The following is a 21,190-nucleotide window of genomic DNA, read 5'->3' as shown; positions in this document are numbered from 1 at the left end:
TGGGCTCGTGCTTGGCGCTGGGTCTGGCCGGGTGTGGGGGCACCGCCGACGCTGGGGTGAGCGCGCTGCGCGTGCCCACCCACACGGTCTACGACAGCGGGACGGAGGCGTGGATCATGGGCACGATCGAGGTGGACCCCCGCCGGCTGCTTCCGGCTGAGATCCCCCGCCGGCACGCAGTACGTCGCCTTCCCACGCAGGGAGGTCTCGACGACGGTCGACACGCTCACGGTGCGGGGACGTGTCTACCGGGTCGGTGACAGGTTCGAGGCCGCCGGTGGTGGCTCAGCTGATCGGGCGCAGGGGCTGCAGGTGCCGACCGGGTGTCCGTCGACCGGTCTGGTGTTCATCAGTCCGAGCCCTGGCTGAGGTGGTGCGCGCAGGTGTTCGGTGACGCGTGGCGCGCTTGTACGCGAGTCGCGGTCATTGAAACTGCAGATGTCGGACACGACACGCCGTATTCGTGTCCGACATCTGCAGTTTCGATGGAGCGCGGGTGCGTGGGAGGCGGCCTCGCGCGACCAGGTGACCCACACCTGGGGGCTGCCCTCCGCCGCGGGGTGGAGCGTAGAACTCATCCGGGCGGCTGATCCGCGGCCAGGGCGGCGCGGGCCAGGCTGGACCCATGATGACGAACCAGCAGACCAACGGGTCCTACGCTTCCGAGACCCCCGCCACCACGACCGCGAAGGGCCGCTGCTCCGGGGGTGCGCGGACGCCGGCGCAGCTGCGGATGGCGGTGCGCGCCTACTTCGGCGCGGTGGCGATCATGGTGCTCGTGCCGCTCGTGGTGTGGATGCTCACCGGTCACCCCGCGGCCTTCTCGTCGGCGATGGCGGCGCCGGTGTTCCTGGTGCTCGGGATCCAGGCGTACCGGGAGCTGCGCGCAGCCACGCGGTCATCGTGACCGGCACGGCCACGCACGCCGCTGCGGCGGGGATGACGGTGCCGGTGTCGTTCATGACGAAGCCGATGGCGGCCATGACCAGCACGGCGACGAGGCCGTGGCGCAGGTCGGGCAGCCCTGCGGTCGCTGCCGCGAGGGGCCGGCCGACGAGGCTGCCGGGGCGCGCGAAGCCGTAGGCCAGCACCACCAGCGCCACCGGGACGAGCAGGGCCAGCGGCGTGGAGGTCAGCAGCTCCCAGTTCTGCTGGGCCTTGCGGACGACGACGTCCCAGGCGCTCCCGTCGATGAGCTGTTGCACGAATCGGCCCAGGTGCGTGCGGGATTGGGCCGGCCTGAGCCAGTCGACCAGCGCCACGCCCCCCACCACCCCGGCTGTTGCGAGACCCACGACGAGCACGCGCGCGAGCGTCACCCGCACCCCCGCGCTCGCGGCGAGCAGCAGGACGAGGGCGGGCAGCAGGGCCACCGGCCCGCCGAGGTCGGCGCCGAAGGACGGGTGTGCGTCCACGACGATCCCCGCGAGGCCGATCCCGGCAGCCAGCGCGAGGCCGTTCCGGAGCCGCCCGCGATCGCTTTGAACTGCGCTCGACCCGGTCGAGCCCGGCACGCCGACCCCACGGGACAGCGCGATGACCGCGGCCGCGAGCAGCAGCACCGCGGTGGCGAACACGGCGAAGGCGACGTTGCCGAACCCGTAGAACCGCCCGCCTACCACCGGGAAGTCGCCCATCAGTGACGCGATCATGAGCTCCGACCCGGTCATCACGTCGAGAGCCAGGGTGACGGCCGTGACCGCCGTGACGGTGATCAGCGGCGTGAGCGGGTGCCGACGCCAGGGGCCGGCCCAGGCGACAGTGGCCACGGCGAGGGCGCAGCCCACGAGAGCCGCCACGAGCGTCAGCGTGGGGTGCGAGCTGCGTGACCAGGGAAGGAGATTCACCAGGAACGACGCCACTGGCAGGCTGGCGAGCGCCGTGAACGCCACGGCGCACGCCGTGCGCACCCGACGCGTCCGGCGGGCCGCCAGCACCCCGCACACGACGAAGAAAGCCGCCGCCCCCAGCCCGTAGAACCACCCCACCAACGGCTGCACGGTCGCCGAGCGCGTCTGCACGTCGAGCAGCTGCGCACGCCTGGCCTCGGCGCCCGCGTCGGACGCAGCCCCGGCCACGCCGGTCATCTCCGGTGGGACCGACAACGGTCGCCCGGACCAGCCGGCCGGCGTCGCCGAGCCGAGGCCCAACCAGGCCAGGATGCTTGGGGTGAGGTCCGTGAGCAGGACGACACCGGTGCGCCGCGTCGACGACGACGTCAGCAGGCCCGGCGCCACGCCCGGCAGCCGAGTGACGACCGGGTGCAGAGCCGGCCCGGTGCGGTCGTCGGCCAGCCCGGCCACCACGATGCGCGCCTGCGCCGGGGCTGCGGCGAGCACCCGCGCGACGGCGAGATCCACCCGGCGGGCGCCCGCGGTGTCGTCCGGGTCGGACACGCTGCCCGCGTCGACGAGCGCGAGCGGGCACTGGGTCAGACGCGTCCCGAGGTCGGGGTCGGACAGTCGTGCGTAGACCGGGACCTCGCCGGAGCCGGTCGCGGCACCCAGCCGTGCCGGGGGGTCTATGGCAAGGACGCAGGACTGGCGGGCGGCGAGGGTGTCGGCGAGCGAACCCAGCACGGCGTCTTGGCGATTCGCGGCCGCGGCGGCGCGATACGTGGACCAGCCGGCGACCGTCCCTGCGCCACCGCTCGGGATCGCCGCGCAGCTGCCACCGGTGCGCGGCGCTGCGGCCCGGTCACCCGCGCCCAGGGTCAGCCAGCCGTCGGCGAGGCAGGTGGGGTCGTCCGCCGCCCGCACGACCAGGTCGGCGCTCTGCCCGGTGCGCAGCAGGCCCCACAGGTGCGGCATGGTCTCGGGGGTGAGCTGCTCCCAGCGCAGGCCACCCGCCCCGATGACGACGACCGGCTCGGTGGCCACCGCGCTCGGACGTGGCGCCGCGACGGCGTGGGGAGGGCTACCAACGATTGGTCCTGAACCCACCGCGAGGGCGAGCGCGACGACGAGCACCAGCAGCAGGAGCCGGCCGAGCGGGGCTGTGCCGAGCAGGGACCCGAGGACAGCCCGCAGCGGGGGGCGGCGCGTCGCGTCGGGGAGCCTCACGGGGCCAGCGTAGGCCCGCGACCTCGGCAACCCCGGTGAGCACCCGGTGAGCGCGCGTGCCCGACTCGAGCGCCGCGCGCGCCCGACTCCGTCGCAAGGGGGAGTCGTGCGGACGTGGAGATCCCTACGCTGGAGCCATGCCTGACCACGCCACCGCCACGAGCGACCGGCCGGGTGGCGGACTCGCCGGCGTCATCACCCGCTTCTTCGCCCTCGACGACAGCTGGGTGCGACCCCGACCGCCGCTGTCGCGCGCGGACGTCCTGACCGGCCTCGTCGCGTTCCTCGTCGGTGCCATCGGCCTGGAGCTGGTGCGGTCCTTCGCCGACATGGAGGGCGCCCGACCGGCTGCTGTGCAGTACCTCGCCCTCGTGGCGGGCACCTTGCCGCTGGTCTGGCGGCGACGCTTCCCGATCGAGGTCGCGGCCATCGCCGGGGTGCTGTTCTTCGTGTCCGGCGTCTACGTGCCCGAGGTCGTCTACCTGTTCGCCTACCAGATCACGTACTTCTTCGCGCTGTTCAGCGGCGTGGCCTGGGCGCGCAACCGCAGGCTCATGGTGCTGATCCTCGGTGGCGTGATGGTGCTCATGTTCGGCTGGCTGTGCTGGGACTTCGCGATGGGCTCCGCCATCGAGGACATCCTCCGGCACAACGGCACGCTGCACGGCGGGCAGGGCCTGCTGCCACCGGCGTTCGCGGCCGTGGCCAACACCTACCTGATCAACGTCATCTACTTCGGCGGGGCGCTCGTCCTCGGCCAGGCGTCCTGGCGCGAGGCGCGCTCGCGGGCCCGGCTCGAGGTCCAGGCCGAGCAGCTCGCGGAGCAGGCCGAGACGCTGCAGGAGCAGGCCGTCGTGCAGGAGCGGCTGCGGATCGCGCGCGAGCTGCACGACGTCGTCGCCCACCACGTGTCCGTGATGGGCGTGCAGGCCGCCGCCGCGCGCCGCGTGCTCGGCAAGGACCCCGCGCTCGCGTCCGAGGCGCTGGCCAACGTCGAGTCCTCGTCGCGCCAGGCGGTCGGTGAGATGCGCGGCCTGCTCGGGACGCTGCGCGGCGGGATCCGGCCCACCAAGGCCGAGGCGGCGCAGGCGGAGCAGGAGCAGCCCTCCCGCGACCCGGAGCCGACGGTGGCAGATCTACCTCGGCTCGTGGAGTCCTATGCAGGACAAGGGTTCTCGGCGTCCCTTGCTGTCGTGGAGGACGAGCCGGGAGCCGCCACCCAGCTGCCGATGCCGGTCTCCCTCTCGCTCTACCGGACCGCGCAGGAAGCCCTGACGAACGTGCGGCGACACTCCACCGCGCGCTCCGCATCGGTGGTGCTGCGGATCGGGCGCGACCAGTCGGGGCCGCGCTACGCCGAGATCGAGGTGCTGGACGACGGCCGGCCGCGCACCGGGACCTCCGGCTCGGGCCTAGGCCTGCTCGGCATGCGCGAGCGGATCGCGTCGCACGGCGGCACCTCCGAGATCGGCCCGCGGCTCACCGGCGGCTATCGCGTGCGCGTGCGCTTCCCGGCCCAGGCCGCGTAGACCGGCCGCTTCGATCCGCGACACCGCTGATGTGGCAGGGTGAGCGCATGGGAACGCAGGTGGAGGAGGGCGCGACGCTGCGCGTGCTGCTCGTCGACGACCAGCAGCTCGTGCGCTCGGGCTTCTCGATGATGCTGTCGGTCGAGGACGACATCGAGGTCGTCGGCCAGGGCGCGAACGGCGCCGAGGCCCTCGAGCTGACAGCCCGGCTGCGGCCCGACGTCATCTTGATGGACGTGCAGATGCCGGTCATGGATGGCATCGAGGCCACCCGTCGGATCGTCGAGGACGACCTGTCCAAGGTCATCATCCTCACGACCTTCGACCGCGACGACTACCTCTTCGACGGGCTCCGCGCCGGGGCGAGCGGCTTCCTGCTCAAGAACGCCGACCCCGAGCACCTCGTCGAGGCGGTCCGCGCCGTCGGCCACGGGCACGCGCTGCTCGCCCCGGAGGTCACCCGCCGCGTCATCGAGCAGATGGCGGGCGGTGGTGCCGGGCTCGCCGGAGCCCCCGCCCCGGCCGGCATGACCGCCGAGGCTCCTGCGGGCGCCGACCCCTCCGCGACGCGGCCCCCGACGGATCCGGTGCGCGAGAAGGCGCTCGACCTGCTCACCGAGCGCGAGCGCGAGGTGCTCGGCCTGATGGGCCGGGGCCTGTCCAACGCCGAGATCGCCAAGGAGCTCTACCTCGGCGAGGCCACCGTGAAGACGCACGTCTCCAACTGCCTCGCCAAGCTGCACCTGCGCGACCGCGTGCAGGCCGTCGTGTTCGCCTACGAGGCCGGCCTCATCCTCCCGGGGGAGTAGCCCCCCGCACCTCCCGTAGATCGGGTGCGTGCGGCCCGCTCGAAGCCCACCATGTTCAGCCGCGCGACGGATCCGCCCGACCACCCGGCCTTCCTAGGCTGGAGCCATCCAGAAGCCATCCAGAAGCCATCGAGAGCCATCGACCACGATCCATGGCAGAGCAACCGGTGGCGACTGATCGACCGATCGACCGATCGACCAGGTCGCACCGCCACGAGCGAACGGGAGGCGTCCATGCTTGAGCTGGACGGACTGACAAGACGATTCGGTGACTTCGTCGCCGTCGACGACGTGTCGTTCACCGTGCCCGAGGGGCACATGATCGGCTTCGTCGGCGGCAACGGCGCCGGCAAGACGACCACGATGCGCATGGCCATGGGCCTGCTCGCCCCCACGGCGGGCGAGGTGCGCTGGGCCGGCCGCGAGATGACGCGCACCGACCGGCGCCGGACCGGCTACATGCCCGAGGAGCGAGGGCTCTACCCGAAGCAGGGGGTGCTCGACCAGCTGGTCTACCTCGCTCGGCTCAAGGGCCAGCCCGAGAACGAGGCCCGGCTGCAGGCGACGGGTCTGCTCGAGCGCTTCGCGCTCGCGGACCGCGGCAAGGACAAGCTCGAGAAGTTGTCCCTCGGCAACCAGCAGCGGGTGCAGATCGCCGCCGCCGTGATGGGTCAGCCCCAGCTGCTGATCCTGGACGAGCCGTTCTCGGGGCTGGACCCGGTGGCGGTCGAGGCGATGGCGGACCTGCTGCGCGAGCACACCGCCCAGGGCATCCCGGTGCTCTTCTCGTCCCACCAGCTCGACCTGATCGACCGGCTCTGCGACGGGCTGGTGATCCTCAACCGGGGACGCGTCGTCGCCAACGGCAGCCGCGACGAGCTGCGCTCGACCGGTCGGGCGCTGCAGCAGGTGCGCCTCGACCACGACGCGGGCTGGCTGCGCGGCACCCCCGGTGTCTACGTCGCCGACGTCGACGGGACGAGCGCCGTGATCGAGCTGCTCGACGACGGCGCGCGACGACTCATCGTCGAGGAAGCCATGCGCAGAGGAAACCTGCTGGAGCTGAAGGAGATTCGACCCAGCCTGTCCGAGATCTACCGTGAGGTGACGGCATGAACGACAACCGTGTGGAGAAGCCCTGGCTGATCGTCGCGACCCGCGAGATCCTCGTGAAGGTCACCGACCGAGCGTTCATCGTCGGCACCCTGGTGTCGGTGGCGCTCATCGTCGGGATGCTCGGCCTGCAGATCTTCTTGTCCAACCGCACCAGCACGACGAAGGCGGTCGTGACGACCTCGGAGGCGCGGACGTTCGCCGACCAGGTCGGCACCGTCGCCCACCAGCGGGACGACAAGAAGAGCGTCGAGGTCACCCAGCTGCCTGACGCCGCAGCCGCCCGGGCTGCGGTCACCGCCGGCGACGCCGATGTCTACCTCGCCAAGACCGAGCAGGGCTGGCAGCTGACCTTCAAGGACTCCGTTTCGGGTGACCTGAAGCAGATCGTGCAGGAGCAGTCCGTCCAGGATGCGTTGCAGGCCAACGCAACTCGCCTCGGCACCACGGTCGCCGAGCTGCAACGCGGCACCACCGTGACCACCCAGATCCTCGAGGGCAGCGAGCAACAGGCGGGTCTGGCGCAGGCCGTCGGCTTCATCTTCGCGATCCTGTTCTTCATGTCGGCGCTGGGCTTCGGTCTGCAGATCGCGCAGAGCGTGGTGGAGGAGAAGCAGTCGCGCATCGTCGAGATTCTCGCGTCGGCCATCCCGCTGCGGCAGCTGCTCGCCGGCAAGGTCGTCGGCAACACCGTGATGGCGCTGGCGCAGATGATCCTCTACACCGGCGTCGGTCTGATCGGGCTCGCGTTCACCGACTACAAGAACCTGGTGCCCGCTCTGTCGGCGTCGGTCGCGTGGTACATCGCGTTCTTCCTCGCGGGTTTCCTTGCGCTGGCGTGCATCTGGGCCGTCGCGGGGTCGTTGGCCAGCCGGCAGGAGGACCTGCAAGCGACCACCATGCCGCTGACGATGATCTTGACGCTGGTCTACGTCGCAGGGTTCACGGCCAGCGGGATGGTGCAGACGATCCTGTCCTACGTGCCGGTCGTGTCGGCGGTGCTGATGCCGGTCCGACTGGTCGAGGGGTCGGCCAGCTGGTGGCAGGCGCTCGTGGCGCTGCTGCTCAACATCGCCTTCGCGGCCCTCACGGTCTACCTGGGCGAGCGGATCTACCGCCGGTCGCTGCTGCAGACCCAGGGGCGGATCGGCTACAAGCAGGCGCTGCAGCTGACGGACTGACCCGGCTACCCTGACGGGCGTGAGATACGCGTACTTCGGCCCAGCAGGGACCTTCACCGAGCAGGCGCTGCTGAGCTGGCTGGCGACGAACCAGGTCGACGGCGAGCGGGTGCCGATCGCCACGGTCGACGGTGCGCTGGCGGCCCTTCGGGCCGGCACCGTCGACCGTGCGGTCGTCCCCATCGAGAACTCCGTCGAGGGCGGCGTCCCGTCCACCCTCGACGCCCTGTCGGCCGGCGACCCGCTGGAGGTCGTGGGCGAGGTGCTGGTGCCGATCACGTTCGTGCTGGCCGCTGCTGCGGGTGTCACTCTCGCGGACATCACCGCCGTCGGCACCCACTCGCACGCGTGGGCCCAGGTGCGCGGCTGGATGAGCGCCAACCTGCCCGACGCGCTCTACGTGCCCACGCTGTCGACGGCGTCCGCGGCCGAGGGGCTCTCTGTGGGTCGCGACGCGGGTGGGTCGGTCTCGGGCTCTGGTGGTTCGGGCTCGGGTGGCTCGCGCTCAGGAGGCTCGGCCGACGTGCCGGAGACGGCGAGCTATCAGGCCGCCGTCTGCGCACCGGTCGCGGCAACCACGCACGGGCTCGAGGTGCTCGCCACGGGCATCGGCGACAACGCCGGCGCGGTCACCCGCTTCGTCGTCGTCGCCCGACCCGGCGCCATCCCGCACCCCACCGGTGCCGACAAGACGACCGTGGTGCTCTACCAGCGGGAAGACCGGGCCGGCGCGCTGCTGGAGATGCTCGAGCAGCTGGCCGCCCGCGGGATCAACATGACCCGGCTGGAGTCGCGCCCGACCGGCGCCGGGATGGGGTCGTACTGCTTCTCGCTCGACTTCGAGGGGCACGTCCTCGACGAGCGCGTCGGCGAGACCCTCACCGGGCTGCACCGCATCTGCGCGGACGTGCGCTTCCTCGGGTCCTACCCGCGCGCCGACCGCACCGCTGCGACCATCGACGACCTCGCCACCGACGACGCGTTCCTCGAGGCGCGGTCGTGGCTGCGGTCGCTGCGGCACCGGGAGGGCCTCACCTGATGGCTGTCACGGGGGAGTCGGGGGTGTCGCCGTCGGGGGCGTCGCCGTCGGCGGCGGGGGGTCGGCTGGACCTGGCCGAGCTGCGTCGGCGCTACGACGGGCAACTGCGGCGAGAGGCCGAGGTGACGCACGCGCTGGAGGTCGTGGAGCACGGCCCGCTGCTGTGGTCGGTCTTCCCCGGCGGGCGCGGCTTCGTGACCTATCGCGACCTCGGCGGTCTCGAGGGTGCGGACCTGGACCGGCTCATCGCCGAGACGGTCGCGCACTTCCGTGACGACCCGTCGGTCATCCGGTTCGAGTGGAAGACCCGCGGCCACGACCTCCCCACGGATCTACCAGATCGCCTGGTGGCCAACGGAATCCTGCCCATGGACGTCGAGACGGTCATGGTCGGTCGCGCTGATGCGGTCGCTGCTCCGGTAGACCTCCCGCCGGGCTTCGTGGTCCGCGAGGCGGGCTCGACGGGCGACCTGGAGGGCGACGTCACCCGGCTGACCGCGTTGCAGCACGAGGCCTTCGGCTCGGACGCCGGGCCCAGTGTCGAGGAGACGCTGGCCGCCGTGCGCGGTAGTGCCGGTGCCGTGCGGCTGTGGTTGGCCGAGACGGTGGGTGCTGGTTCGGCGGGTGCTGCTGGTTCGGCGGGTGCTGGTGGTGGTTCGAGTGCCGCTGCTGTTGCTTCGGACCCGGACGGCGCACCCGCGACGGTGGTAGCGGCGGCCGGCTCGAGATCGTGCCGGGCACGGCCTTCGCCGGTCTGTGGGGCGGGGCGACGCTCGCCGCGTATCGGGGGCGGGGGATTTACCGCGCCGTGACCGCAGCGCGAGCCCGCGCGGCCGTGGAGGCGGGGGTGGTCTACCTGCAGAGCGACTGCACGCCGTCCAGCCGACCGATCCTCGAGCGCAGCGGGCTGGTCGCCGTCACCACGACGACGCCGTACGTCTGGCGCCGCTGACCCGAACGGGCGCCCCGGGTGCGGGGGCCTGGGCCCTGGATCCGCCCGGTCGTCCTCGAGCGGTCAGTTGTAGAAGAATATAGGGTTCTTTTATACAGGCTTACACTCGTGTATAGGTGGGACCGTGGACACTCTGAGCAACCCGTATTCGCCCGGTGCCGGCAGGCGTCCAGCCGCTCTCGTGGGACGTGACGAGCAGCGGGCGGCCTGGGCGAGTGCCTTGGCCCGCGTTGCGGCAGGACGCGGAGAACGATCGATGGTGCTGTACGGGCTCCGCGGCGTCGGCAAGACGGTCCTCCTGGTCGACCTCCAGGCCGCAGCAGAGGACGTGGGCTGGATCGTCGGCTACACGGAGGCGGGGGCGGGCAAGTCGCTGCGGAGCATGATCTCGGATGCCCTTCAGTCATCCTTGGCGGACTTGGCCCGACCCTCCGCAGGTGCGCAGATCCGCAAGGCGCTGAAGACGTTCGTCTCCTTCAAGACCTCCGTCTCGAGCGAGGGTGTGTGGACCTTCGGCCTCGATCTGGACGCCGACGCGGGAGGCGGTGCGGACAGCGGTGCACTCGAGTTCGACGTGTCGACGGTGGTCCGCGACATCTGCGCCGCCGCCTCCGGCCAAGGCGTTGGGTTGGCTCTGCTGATCGACGAGGCGCAAGATCTCACGCGGGAAGAACTGACGGTGCTGTGCTCGACCGCTCACCTTGCCACTCAGCGCAACTTGCCGCTGCTGATTGCTCTGGCCGGGCTGCCAAGTCTGCCGGTCCAGCTCGCGGAGGCGAAGTCCTATGCCGAGAGACTCTTCGCCTTCCACCAGGTTCGCGAGCTGGCCCACCACGATGCTCGTGACGCGATCGTCGAACCGGCCGTCGAACAGGGCGTCGTCTGGGATGGCGATGCCGTGACGCACCTCATCGATGCCACGGGCGGTTATCCCTACTTTCTTCAAGAGTACGGCCAGGCTGCCTGGAACTGGGCCCCGGATGGAGCGGGCAGGATCTGCTACGACGACGCCCGACTGGGTGGCCTGCTCGCCTTGCGCGACCTCGACAGCGGCTTCTTCCGAGTTCGGTGGGAACGAGCCACCCCCAAGGAGCGGGACTACCTCCAGGCCATGGCCATCGATGGTGATGGCGGAAGCAGCTCCGGCGAGGTGGCGAAAAGACTGGGCAAGAAACTCACGTCGCTCGGCCCAGCCCGAGCAAGCCTGATCGCCAAAGGACTGATCTACGCACCCGAGCACGGACGCGTTGCCTTTACTGTCCCTCGCATGGCTGACTTCATCAACCGTCAGGCCCGAGACTTCTAGGGCGAGCGGAACGGCGGCGTGGCTGACCCCAACGGCCGCCCCGGGTGCGGGGGCCGACGGGGGCGGGTCTACCGTCGAGGCATGACGCACATCGTGACCCTCGGCGGCGGAGCCTTCTCGACCTCGGACGGTGGCGCGACCGCCCTCGACCGCTACCTGGTCGAGCTCTCCGGCAAGGACAACCCCCTCGTCTGCTTCGCCCCGACGGCTTCGGCGGACGACCCGGCCTATGTGGCGGCGTTCCTCAAGGCGTACGGCGGGCTCGGGGTCCGCACCACGGTCCTCACCTTGTGGAAGGACGCCGAGCGCTCGATCGAGCGGCTGACCGAGGCCGACGTGCTGGTCGCCGGCGGGGGCTCCACCGTCAACTGCATGGCCCTCTGGGACGCCCACGGCGTCTCCACGGTGCTGCGTGACCTGCGCGCCGAGGGCGACATCGTGCTGGCCGGTGCGGGCGCCGGCGCGTCGGTGTTCTACGAGGCGTGCACGACGGACTCGTTCGGCGAGCACGTCCAACCCTGGCGCGGCGGTCTCGGCTTCCTGCGCGGATCGTTCTGCCCGCACTACGGCCAGGAGGCCGAGCGGGCACCGCAGTTCGGCACCTGGGTTGCCGCGGGCGACCTCCCGGTCGGCTGGGGTGCCGACGACGGCGCCGGGATCCACTGGCTCGACGGCCGTGTGGTCGGCCACCTCGCCGAGAAGCCTGGTGCCCGCACCTACCGCGTCGACCGGGACGGCAGCGTGACCGCCCAGGTGATGCAGCAGATCTAGCCTGCTGCGGTGGGGTTGTGTCGGTCGGCGCCCGCGGCCGCGGGGTTGCGCGCGCGTCGGTGCCAGTGCGCCTGGCGGCCGACGATAGGGACGGCCAGAGCGGGTGGCCGGTGGGCGGCGAGGTGGATGGGGTCTACCTGGGCCTGGCGAGGGGTGGATCTGCGCAGGTTGCCATGGCATGCGCACGTTCCCGTGACACGCGCAGGGCCGGGAGGGCGGCGTCTCACGGCTTCCTGCGCGGGTCACGGGTTCGTGCGCGGATGCCCAGCTCCTGCGCAGGTGGGTGGCGAGGCTGGGGTAGGCCGATCTGCTGGCCTATCGCAGGACAGCTCGCCCACCGCAGAACAGCTCGCCCAGTGCGGCCTGGCGGGTCGAGGCCGGGAGGCGATCAGGGCGGCGGGCCAGGACGGGTGGCCGGTGGACGGCGAGGTGGGTGGGGTCTACCTGGGCCTGGCGAGGGGTGGATCTGCGCAGGTTGCCGTGAGATGCGCACGTTCCCGTGACACGCGCAGGGTCGGGAGCGCGGCGACTCACGGCTTCCTGCGCGGATCACGGGTTCGTGCGCGGATGCCCAGCTCGGGCGCGGGCGCGGCCGCCCTGGGTGGCCGATCTACTGCTGGCCCACCGCAGGACAGCTCGCCCATCGCAGGACAGCTCACCCAGACCGTCAGGCCCTAACCACGCAACGCCCGGGCGAGACCGCGCTCGCCGGAGCGCATCATCCAGGCGTGGTTGAGGCGCATGAGCGGATGGAGGAAGGCGGGGGCGTGCGAGAGCGGCGCCTTGGCCAGGATGACCTCCTGGTCATAGCGCGCTCGGGTGCGCCCGGGCCCGTCGGGGTGGAGGGTGAACCGGGCCCAGCCGACCAGGTCACCGTCGAGGACGGTGGCCAGCACGCCGGAGCGTTCGTCGACGACCTCGCGGTGCATGTCGAGCTCGAGGGTGACGGGGGCGGCGCTACGGATCAGGACGTGCGCGTCGTCCGCGCTGATCGAGGCCACCGCCCGCACCTGCGGCCACCAGCGTGGGTAGTGCGCGAGGTCGGCCAGGGCGGCGAAGGTCGCGGACGGGTCGGCGGGCACGGTCCAGCTGTGCCGGAACACGAAGTGCGGGCCGCGCGCCGCGGCGGGTCGGGGGGTCAGCGGGGGTCGCACGGCACGGCCGCGGCTCAGGCGGGCACGCGCACGAGCAGGGCGCCGGGCCGCACACCGACCTCGACGAGCTGCGCGTCACCCACCACGTCACCGTCGATCTGGACGGCGACCGGGCGGTCGGCGGTGACCCTGACCGACTTCGTCGAGTGGTGGGTGACCCGCGTGTGACCGCGCGGTGGTGCGAGACGAGGCTGGCGGCCACGCCGGCCCAGCCGACGACGCCCTGCGGGGACAGCACCAGGGTGTCGAGCAGGCCGTCGTCGGGCTTCGCCTCGGGCATCAGCGCCATGCCGCCCTGGAGCTTGCCGACGTTGCCGACGATGATGCTGCGGGTGCGCCGGGTGAACCGGTCGTCGTCGGTGACGATGGTGGTCTTGAACTGCTTGCCCTTGAGGTGGCGGATGCCGGCGACGAGGTAGGCCACCCAGCCCACCTTGGCCTTCAGGTCCTCGTCGGTGCTCGCCATGATGTCGGCGTCGAAGCCCATGCCCGCCATCACCAGGAAGTCGTAGGTCTGCGGGCCGTGCCCGGACCCGCTCGCCACCTCGGGCTCGGTGGGGGAGTCGTCCACCTCGACCGTCGGCGACGGGGTGGGGGCGACAGTGATGGTGCACACGTCGATGCGCCGGTTCTTGCCGGTCAGGGCGACCTGCAGGGCGTCGCGGACGGAGTCGATCGGCAGATCGAGGTTGCGTGCGAGCAGGTTGCCGGTGCCGCCGGGCAGCAGCCCCATCGGCGTCGAGGTGCCGGCCAGCTCGCTGCCGACCAGGCGCACGGTGCCGTCGCCGCCGAGCGGACAGACGATGGTGGCCCCGGCGTCCAGTGCCTTCAGGGTCTGGCCGGAGCCGGGGTCGTCCTCGGTGGTCTCGAGCCACAACGGGGTGTCCCAGCCGGCGGCCCGGCAGGCCTCGGAGACCTGGTCGCGCAGACGCTCGACGTCGTCGAACTTGGTGGGGTTGACGATGATCGCTGCCTGGGACATGGGACGCCCTTCGTCGAGGTGCTCAGACCCGTCGCGGAAGTGGTTGCGGTGCGGGCGTCGTCGGCCACCACGACCCTGGAACTCATCGGTCTGCGTCGGCGGCCGCAGGACCAGCACCAGGGCGAGGACTGCGACGAGGAGGACGACGAGGGCGACGACGGCCCAGGTGGTGGCTGACACGGGATCACCGTACCCCCCGGTAAACAACCGGGTGGGCCGCTCCACACAGCCCCGATAGGCTGGGCGGGTGATCGACATCAAGCTGTTGCGTGACGACCCCGAGCGGGTCCGCAAGTCCCAGCTCGCTCGCGGCGAGGACCCCGACGTCGTAGACCGTGTGCTCGAGCTCGACGAGTCCCGTCGGGCCGCGCTGTCGGCCTTCGAGCAGGCGCGCGCCGAGCAGAAGTCGGTCTCCAAGCAGGTCGGTGCGCTGATGGGTCAGGCCCAGAAGGCCGCCAAGGCCGGTGCCCCGGACGCCGCGGAGCAGATGGCGACCGCGCAGCAGGCCCGCACCCGCGCGGCCGAGCTCGCCGAGCAGGTCAAGACACTGGACGCGCGCTCGGGCGAGCTCGCGGCCGAGCTGGACCGCACCGCCCGCACCATCGGCAACGTCGTGATCGACGGGGTGCCGACGGGTGGCGAGGAGGACTTCACGCTGCTCGAGACGGTGGGCACGCCGCGTGACTTCGCGGCCGAGGGGTTCGCCCCGAAAGACCACCTCGAGATCGGTCAGGGCCTCGGCATCATCGACATCGAGCGTGGTGCGAAGGTCGCCGGGTCCCGCTTCTACTACCTCAAGGGCTGGGGCGCCCGGCTCGAGCACGCGCTCATGGGCCTGGCCCAGCAGGTGGCGGTCGACGAGGGCTTCACGCCGCTCGTCGTCCCCAACCTGGTCAAGGAGCACACGATGGCCGGGGCCGGCTTCCTCGACAGCCACGCCGACGAGGTCTACCGCCTGGAGGCCGACGAGCTCTACCTCACCGGCACCTCGGAGGTGGGCCTCGCGGGCTACCACCTGGACGAGATCATCGACCTGTCGGAGGGGCCGCTGCGCTACGCCGCGACCTCGACCTGCTACCGGCGCGAGGCGGGCAGCCACGGCAAGGACACCAAGGGCATCTTCCGGGTGCACCAGTTCGCCAAGACCGAGATGTTCGTCTACTGCCGTCCCGAGGACGCGGAGGCCGAGCACGCCAACCTGCTGCGCATCGAGCGCGGCATCCTCGACTCGCTCGAGATCCCCTACCGCGTGATCGACGTGGCCGCGGGCGACCTCGGCGGACCGGCCGCCCGCAAGTACGACATCGAGGGCTGGGTGCCGAGCCAGGACCGCTACCGCGAGCTGACCTCCACCTCGAACTGCACGACCTTCCAGGCGCGCCGGCTCGGGATCCGCGAGCGCGACCCGCAGGGGCAGGGCACGCGGGTGGTCGCCACGCTCAACGGCACCATGCTCACGAGCACCCGGCCGATCGTCGCGCTCCTGGAGAACCACCAGCAGGCCGACGGGACGGTGGTGGTGCCACCCGTGCTACGACCGTTCCTCGGTGGCGTCGAGGTGCTCGAGCCCCGATGAGCCAGCCGCTCGCTCGCCCGTCGATGATCTGCCTGGACATCGACGGCACGACGATCAACCATGCCGGAGTGCTGTCGCCGGCCGTGCGCGACGCCGTCCAGGACGTCGTCGCCGCCGGGCACCACGTCGTCATGGCGACAGGTCGCGCGTCGGTCGCCACGATGCCGATCATCGCCGAGCTCGGCATCACGACCGGTCGGGCCGTCTGCTCCAACGGGGCCACGACGATCCGGCTCGACCCGAACCGTCGGCGCGGCTACAAGTTCACCCAGGTGGTGACCTTCGACCCCGGTCCGTCGCTGCGGCTGCTGCGCGAGAAGATGCCGACCTCGCTGTTCGCCGTCGAGGAGCTCGGCCGCGGCTACCGGGTGTCGGCGCCCTTCCCCGAGGGCGAGCTGACCGGTGAGATCCGGGTCGTGCCGTGGGAGGAGCTGCTCGAGCTGCCCGCCACGCGCGTGACCATCCGCGACCCCGAGACCCCGCCCGCCGACTTCCTGCGCCGGGTGCAGGACGTCGGCCTGCACGGCGTCACCTACGCGGTCGGGTACTCCTCCTGGCTCGACATCAACCCCGAGGGCGTCTCGAAGGCGTCGGCTCTCGAGCTGGTGCGGCGCAAGCTGGGCGTAGACCCCGCTGACACCGTCGCGTGCGGTGACCAGCGCAACGACATCGAGATGCTGCGCTGGGCCGCCCACGGTGTCGCCATGGGCAACGCGCCCGACGAGGTCAAGGCGGTCGCCGACCACGTCACCGGCACGGTCGACGAGGACGGGCTCGCCACCGTGCTGCGTCGGGTGCTCGCCGCCGGCACGGAGAAGTCCGCGTAGACCGTCTGCGCACGGTCCCGCTGTCCCGCCGCTGGCCCGCACCGCCCGCGGCACGACTGCATAACGCGGGATTATCTCTACCCCGTGACGGCGTTATCCTTGAGGTCTGGCTTCCTCATGACCTCGAAAGGCTTGTGCCATGTCCGGCTCCACCGGATCCACACCCGGATCCACGTCCTCGGTCGAGCCCGCGCCCACGAAGCGTCGGCTCCACCTGCCCTCCTTCAGCCTGCAGATCCTGCTCGCGCTGGTGCTGGGCCTCGGCCTCGGCTACGTCGCCCAGCTGATCGGCCCGACCGCGTCGGGCGACCCGAACTGGCTGACGACGATCCTGCAGACCATCGGCTCGACGTTCGTCGCGCTGCTGAAGGCGCTCGTGCCGCCGCTGATCTTCACCGCCGTCGTCGCGTCCATCGCCAACCTGCGCGGCGTCGCCAACGGCGCCCGGCTGGCCTGGCAGACGCTCAAGTGGTTCGCGATCACCTCGGCCGTGTCGGTCTCCATCGGCATCGGTCTCGGCCTGGTGCTGCAGCCCGGCCGGCACACCTCGGTCGCCGCGGACGCCGCGAAGGCCCCCGCCCACTCCGGCAGCTGGCTGGACTTCATCTCCGGCATCGTCCCGGGCAACTTCCTCGGCCTGGGCGTCTCGAGCTCGACCGTCACCGGCGCTGACGGGGCGGTCACGGGCGTCGACAGCACGCTGTCCTTCAAGGCCCTGCAGATCGTCGTCATCGCCCTGGTCGTCGGCATCGCCGCGATCAAGGTCGGCGACGCGGCCGAGCCCTTCCTCAAGGTCAACGCCTCCCTGCTCGCCATCGTGCAGAAGGTCCTCTGGTGGGTCATCCTGCTCGCGCCCCTCGGCACCCTCGGCCTCATCGGCAACGCGGTAGCGTCCTACGGCTGGTCCTCGCTCGCCAGCCTCGGGGTGTTCGCCGGCGCGGTCTACCTCGGCCTCGCGCTGGTGGTCGGTGTGTTCTACCCGATCCTGCTGCGCAGCCAGGGCCTGTCGCCGCTGCGCTACTACCAGGGTGCGTGGCCGGCGATCCAGCTCGGCTTCGTCTCCCGGTCTTCGCTCGGCACCATGCCGGTCACGCAGCGCGTGACCGAGCGGCTCGGCGTGCCGCGCTCCTACGCGTCTTTCGCCACCCCGCTCGCGGCCACGACCAAGATGGACGGGTGCGCCTCGATCTACCCGGCGCTCGCCGCGATCTTCGTCGCGCAGTTCTTCGGCCTGCAGCTGAGCCTCACGGACTACCTGCTGATCGCGTTCGTGTCGGTCATCGGGTCGGCCGCGACCGCCGGCCTCACCGGCGCCATCGTCATGCTCACCCTCACCCTGTCGACGCTGGGCCTGCCGCTGGCCGGTGTCGGTCTGCTGCTCGCCATCGACCCGATCCTCGACATGGGCCGCACGGCCACCAACGTCGCCGGTCAGGTCGTCGTGCAGCTGGTCGTCGCCAAGCGCGAGGGCATCCTGGACCGTGACGAGTACGACCGGCCGCACCACGGCGACGTCCTCGCCGACGAGCCGCAGCGCGAGCTGGCCGGCGCCTCTGCCTGAGGCACGCTGTCTCGCCTTCGGCCTGAGGCAGGCTGCCGGCCGGACGGGGACGTGTCAGGGTTGACCCACGCACAGTGGGGAAACCCGTGCACGCGAAGGAGACACCATGTCGACACCCCGCCCGCCGGCGCTGCGGCGCGTGTTCACCGTCGAGGTCGACCTCGACGACCCGTTGACGGTCGGTCCGACGGGGACGGCGTGCGCCGCGTCGTCCCCATCCGCGGCGGGCAGGTCCACGGCACCGGTGTGTCGGGCCGCGTGCTGGCGGGCGGCGCGGACTTCCAACTCCTCGTGGCCGACACCGCGGCCCACCTCGAGGCGAGGTACCTCATCGATCTCGACGACGGCACCCGTCTCTACGTCGACAACAGGGCGATCCGATCGGCCTCGCCGGAGGACTCCGCCGCCCTGGCCCGGGGAGAAGCCGTTGACCCTGACCGGGTCTACTTCCGGTGTGCGCCTCGCCTCGCCGCCGCCGTCGACGGTCCGTGGGCGTGGGTCCACGAACGGATCTTCGTCGGCGTCGGCCGGCGCGCTCCTCGTGGCGTGACGATCGAGTTCTTCGTCGTGGAGTGAGCGCGCCGCGTCATCGCCTTCCCGCCTGAGTCCCGTTGCCCCACCGGGTCGTTGAGCGCTGGGACGTTGAACAACATCGGAGATCGCTCCGGCCGCCAAATCGGTGGCGCATCAGTGATACTGAGCGCTCATTGTGTCGGCCGCCGCGACGCGGCGGCCTCGATCCCAGGGGAACCAGACGAAGCTCACCCGCGCCCTCGGTGCGTCCGCCCTCGCTGCGAGCGTGCTCGCCGTCCCGCTCGCGACGGGCGGGACTGCTAGCGCCAGCCAGGCGGCCGGAGCCCCGGCGCTGCCGGCCACGACCACGGCGTCCGCCACCGCGACGAGCTTCACCCCGGGTGAGTGGCGCGTCGACCAGACGCAGCGCCGGTTCTTCACGGCGAAGCTTGGCCAGACCGTTTGCGACGGGATGGTGAACGTCACCCTCTACGACCCCCACGGTGGCCAGGTCGACTGGCTCTCGCAGAGCATCAGCAGCTGCACGTCCAGCGTCCGGTTCGACGAGAACGTCTATGACTACCAGGCGTTCGGCCACTACGGCATCGGCAAGGCCAAGGTGGAGGTCCTCGACTTCAACGGATCGGGTGGACCCAGCTCGCGCGACTTCACCTTCGCCATCAAGAACAACTCGACGCAGAACATCCGGTCGAGCCGGTCCGGTTCCTACGTCACGGTCGCCGGCACGACCATGCGCTACATCCAGCCGACGGAGTTCCACTCGTACTGGACGCCCGGGGCCGGCCTGCCCGTGCAGTACCAGCAGCTGGTCGGCACGACGTGGAAGACGATCCGCACCACGACGACCAACGCCCAGGGCAACAGCTCGATCCGGATCTACGCACCCAAGAAGGCGACCTACCGCGTCGTCTTCCCGGCGACCGGTTACGCCACCCTGGCCGGTTCGATGTCCGGCGCCCAGGTCCGCTGAGTTCCGACGGCCGCCCGGAGCCCATCGCCCTGGGCGGCCCGACGTAGGCTGTCCGCCATGACCGAGCTGATCCCGGGCGAGTCACGCCTGCCGCGCGACTGGTGGAAGTCCGCGGTCGTCTACCAGATCTATCCGCGCAGCTTCGCGGACGGCGACGGGGACGGCATCGGCGACCTGCGCGGGATCATCGACCGGCTCGACCACCTGAAGCGGCTCGGTGTCGACGTGGTGTGGCTCAGCCCGGTCTACCGCTCGCCGATGGACGACAACGGCTACGACATCAGCGACTACCAGGACATCGACCCGCTGTTCGGCACGCTCGCCGAGATGGACGAGCTGATCGCTGCCGCGCACGCTCGCGGGCTGCGCGTGGTCATGGACCTGGTGGTCAACCACACCTCCGACGAGCACGCGTGGTTCGAGGAGTCCCGTTCCAGCCGTAGCAGTCTCAAGCGTGACTGGTACGTCTGGCGGGACCCGCGGCCGGGCTTCCTCGGTGGGACGCCAGGCGCCGAGCCCAACAACTGGGGCGCCGCGTTCAGCGGGTCCGCGTGGGCGTGGGACGAGGCGACGGGGCAGTACTACCTGCACCTGTTCAGCCCCAAGCAGCCGGACCTCAACTGGGAGCACCCGGAGGTCCGCGAGGCGGTCTACGCGATGATGCGCTGGTGGCTGGCGCGCGGGGTCGACGGCTTCCGGATGGACGTCATCAACCTGATCTCCAAGGACCAGGCCTACGCCGACGGCCCGGTGCCCGACGGTGGGCTCTACGGCGACAACTTCAAGGCCGTCGCGTGCGGTCCGCGACTGCCGGAGTTCCTCAAGGAGATGCACACCGAGGTCTTCGCCGGGCACGACCGTCCGTTCCTCACGGTCGGCGAGATGCCTGGTGTCACAGTGGAGCTCGCGCAGGAGTACACCGACGCGGCGAACGCCGAGCTCGACATGGTCTTCCAGTTCGAGCACGTAGACCTCGACTCCGGTCCCGGCGGCAAGTGGGACGTCCGGCCCCTGCACCTCACGGCGCTCAAGGCATCGCTCGGTCGCTGGCAGGCCGGTCTCGCGCAGCGCGGGTGGAACTCGCTCTACTGGGACAACCACGACCAGCCGCGCGCCGTCAGCAGGTTCGGCAACGACGACCCGCAGCACCGGGTGCGGTCCGCCAAGGCGCTCGCCACCGTGCTGCACCTGCACCGCGGCACGCCGTACGTCTACCAGGGCGAAGAGCTCGGCATGACCAACTATCCCTTCCAGGGGATCGAGGACTTCGAGGACCTCGAGTCGGTCAACCACTACCACGAGGCCGTCGCGCACGGCGCCGACCCCGAGCGGGTGCTGGCAGCGCTGCGCTACAAGGGCCGGGACAACGCGCGCACCCCGATGCAGTGGGACGCAAGCGCGCATGCCGGCTTCACGAGCGGGGATCCGTGGATCGCGGTCAACCCGAACTACGTCGACATCAACGTCGCCGCCCAGGTCGACGACCCCGACTCGGTGCTCAGCCACTACCGCTCGCTGATCGACCTGCGGCACGACGAGCCGACCGTCGCGGACGGCGACTTCACCATGCTGCTGCCGGACGACGAGCGGGTCTACGCGTTCACGCGGGCGCACGAGGGGACCGAGCTGCTCGTGGTGGCCAACCTCAGCGACGACGACGGGGTGGCCGTGCCGGTCGACGACGCCCAGGCCTGGAGCGAGGCGGAGCTCGTCTCGACGAACGGTCCTGTCGCACAAGGCGACTCGCCAATCACCCTGAGCGCGTGGGAAGCCCGCGTCTACCGACGTTCGAACGCGTTGTGAGACAGCGGAACTGGAGAGAGC

General features: G+C 71.2%; 19 protein-coding genes. 16 read left to right on the top strand and 3 right to left on the bottom strand.

Annotated features, from left to right (window positions below):
• The first annotated feature begins 625 nt into the window (after positions 1–625).
• Positions 626–907, top strand: a complete 282-nt coding sequence (locus MM440_RS02030; RefSeq protein ID WP_241441517.1) for a hypothetical protein — start codon at positions 626–628, stop codon at positions 905–907.
• On the opposite strand, the gene MM440_RS02025 is transcribed toward MM440_RS02030, so the two are convergent.
• Positions 801–3,062: a hypothetical protein gene (locus MM440_RS02025; protein WP_241441516.1), complete on the bottom strand. Its 2,262-nt coding sequence runs from the start codon at positions 3,060–3,062 to the stop codon at positions 801–803. The genes MM440_RS02030 and MM440_RS02025 overlap by 107 nt on opposite strands.
• A gap of 137 nt (positions 3,063–3,199) precedes the next feature.
• On the opposite strand from MM440_RS02025, the gene MM440_RS02020 reads away from it, so the two are divergent.
• The 9 genes from MM440_RS02020 to MM440_RS01980 all read left to right on the top strand — a co-directional run bounded on the left by MM440_RS02020 (position 3,200) and on the right by MM440_RS01980 (position 11,762).
• A complete protein-coding gene (locus MM440_RS02020) occupies positions 3,200–4,591 on the top strand; it encodes a sensor histidine kinase (RefSeq protein WP_241441515.1) in 1,392 nt (463 codons plus the stop codon).
• A gap of 47 nt (positions 4,592–4,638) precedes the next feature.
• Positions 4,639–5,400 (top strand): response regulator, encoded by a 762-nt coding sequence (locus tag MM440_RS02015; RefSeq protein ID WP_241441514.1) that lies wholly within the window; start codon positions 4,639–4,641, stop codon positions 5,398–5,400.
• Between the two features lie 234 nt (positions 5,401–5,634).
• Entirely contained in the window at positions 5,635–6,516 is an 882-nt protein-coding gene (locus tag MM440_RS02010) for an ABC transporter ATP-binding protein (protein ID WP_241441513.1), read from the top strand.
• Positions 6,513–7,694 carry an ABC transporter permease gene (locus tag MM440_RS02005; protein WP_241441512.1) on the top strand — a complete coding sequence of 394 codons (1,182 nt, stop codon included), beginning with the start codon at positions 6,513–6,515 and terminating at the stop codon, positions 7,692–7,694. Before MM440_RS02010 ends, MM440_RS02005 begins: the two co-directional genes overlap by 4 nt.
• A 10-nt stretch (positions 7,695–7,704) precedes the next feature.
• The gene (locus MM440_RS02000) at positions 7,705–8,733 is read left to right on the top strand and encodes a prephenate dehydratase (RefSeq protein WP_241441737.1); all 1,029 of its coding nucleotides are present in this window, start codon (positions 7,705–7,707) and stop codon (positions 8,731–8,733) included.
• Complete coding sequence (locus MM440_RS01995; protein ID WP_241441754.1) at positions 8,733–9,545, top strand: GNAT family N-acetyltransferase; 813 nt, start codon at positions 8,733–8,735, stop codon at positions 9,543–9,545. Before MM440_RS02000 ends, MM440_RS01995 begins: the two co-directional genes overlap by 1 nt.
• Positions 9,542–9,685: a hypothetical protein gene (locus MM440_RS17190; RefSeq protein ID WP_338155590.1), complete on the top strand. Its 144-nt coding sequence runs from the start codon at positions 9,542–9,544 to the stop codon at positions 9,683–9,685. Before MM440_RS01995 ends, MM440_RS17190 begins: the two co-directional genes overlap by 4 nt.
• Positions 9,686–9,809: 124 nt before the next feature.
• Positions 9,810–10,991: an ATP-binding protein gene (locus MM440_RS01985; RefSeq protein ID WP_241441511.1), complete on the top strand. Its 1,182-nt coding sequence runs from the start codon at positions 9,810–9,812 to the stop codon at positions 10,989–10,991.
• An 81-nt stretch (positions 10,992–11,072) separates the two neighbouring features.
• Entirely contained in the window at positions 11,073–11,762 is a 690-nt protein-coding gene (locus tag MM440_RS01980; protein WP_241441510.1) for a Type 1 glutamine amidotransferase-like domain-containing protein, read from the top strand.
• A 674-nt stretch (positions 11,763–12,436) separates the two neighbouring features.
• On the opposite strand, the gene MM440_RS01975 is transcribed toward MM440_RS01980, so the two are convergent.
• Complete coding sequence (locus MM440_RS01975) at positions 12,437–12,811, bottom strand: SRPBCC family protein (protein ID WP_241441736.1); 375 nt, start codon at positions 12,809–12,811, stop codon at positions 12,437–12,439.
• The gene (locus MM440_RS01970) at positions 12,720–14,078 is read right to left on the bottom strand and encodes a diacylglycerol/lipid kinase family protein (RefSeq protein ID WP_241441509.1); all 1,359 of its coding nucleotides are present in this window, start codon (positions 14,076–14,078) and stop codon (positions 12,720–12,722) included. The genes MM440_RS01975 and MM440_RS01970 overlap by 92 nt, the downstream gene beginning before the upstream one ends.
• Positions 14,079–14,145: 67 nt before the next feature.
• Between MM440_RS01970 and serS the strand changes: the two genes are divergently transcribed.
• The 6 genes from serS (at position 14,146) to MM440_RS01940 (ending at position 21,169) form a co-directional block, all read left to right on the top strand.
• A complete protein-coding gene (gene serS, locus MM440_RS01965; RefSeq protein ID WP_241441508.1) occupies positions 14,146–15,474 on the top strand; it encodes a serine--tRNA ligase in 1,329 nt (442 codons plus the stop codon).
• Complete coding sequence (locus MM440_RS01960) at positions 15,471–16,301, top strand: HAD family hydrolase (protein ID WP_241441507.1); 831 nt, start codon at positions 15,471–15,473, stop codon at positions 16,299–16,301. The genes serS and MM440_RS01960 overlap by 4 nt, the downstream gene beginning before the upstream one ends.
• Positions 16,302–16,440: 139 nt before the next feature.
• On the top strand, positions 16,441–17,862 hold the full coding sequence (locus tag MM440_RS01955) for a dicarboxylate/amino acid:cation symporter (RefSeq protein ID WP_241441506.1): 1,422 nt from the start codon (positions 16,441–16,443) through the stop codon (positions 17,860–17,862).
• A 198-nt stretch (positions 17,863–18,060) separates the two neighbouring features.
• Complete coding sequence (locus tag MM440_RS01950; RefSeq protein ID WP_241441505.1) at positions 18,061–18,438, top strand: DUF3237 family protein; 378 nt, start codon at positions 18,061–18,063, stop codon at positions 18,436–18,438.
• Between the two features lie 223 nt (positions 18,439–18,661).
• Positions 18,662–19,366, top strand: coding sequence for a hypothetical protein (locus MM440_RS01945; RefSeq protein ID WP_241441504.1), 705 nt, complete (start codon positions 18,662–18,664; stop codon positions 19,364–19,366).
• 57 nt (positions 19,367–19,423) lie between these two features.
• Complete coding sequence (locus tag MM440_RS01940; RefSeq protein ID WP_241441503.1) at positions 19,424–21,169, top strand: glycoside hydrolase family 13 protein; 1,746 nt, start codon at positions 19,424–19,426, stop codon at positions 21,167–21,169.
• The last annotated feature ends 21 nt before the right edge of the window (positions 21,170–21,190 follow it).

Origin of the sequence: Arsenicicoccus piscis, assembly GCF_022568835.1 — a bacterium.
In the GTDB taxonomy this organism is placed as follows: Bacteria; Actinomycetota; Actinomycetes; order Actinomycetales; family Dermatophilaceae; genus Arsenicicoccus; species Arsenicicoccus piscis.
Note: the sequence above shows the minus strand (reverse complement) of the source record. Positions and strands in the feature narration are given on the sequence as shown.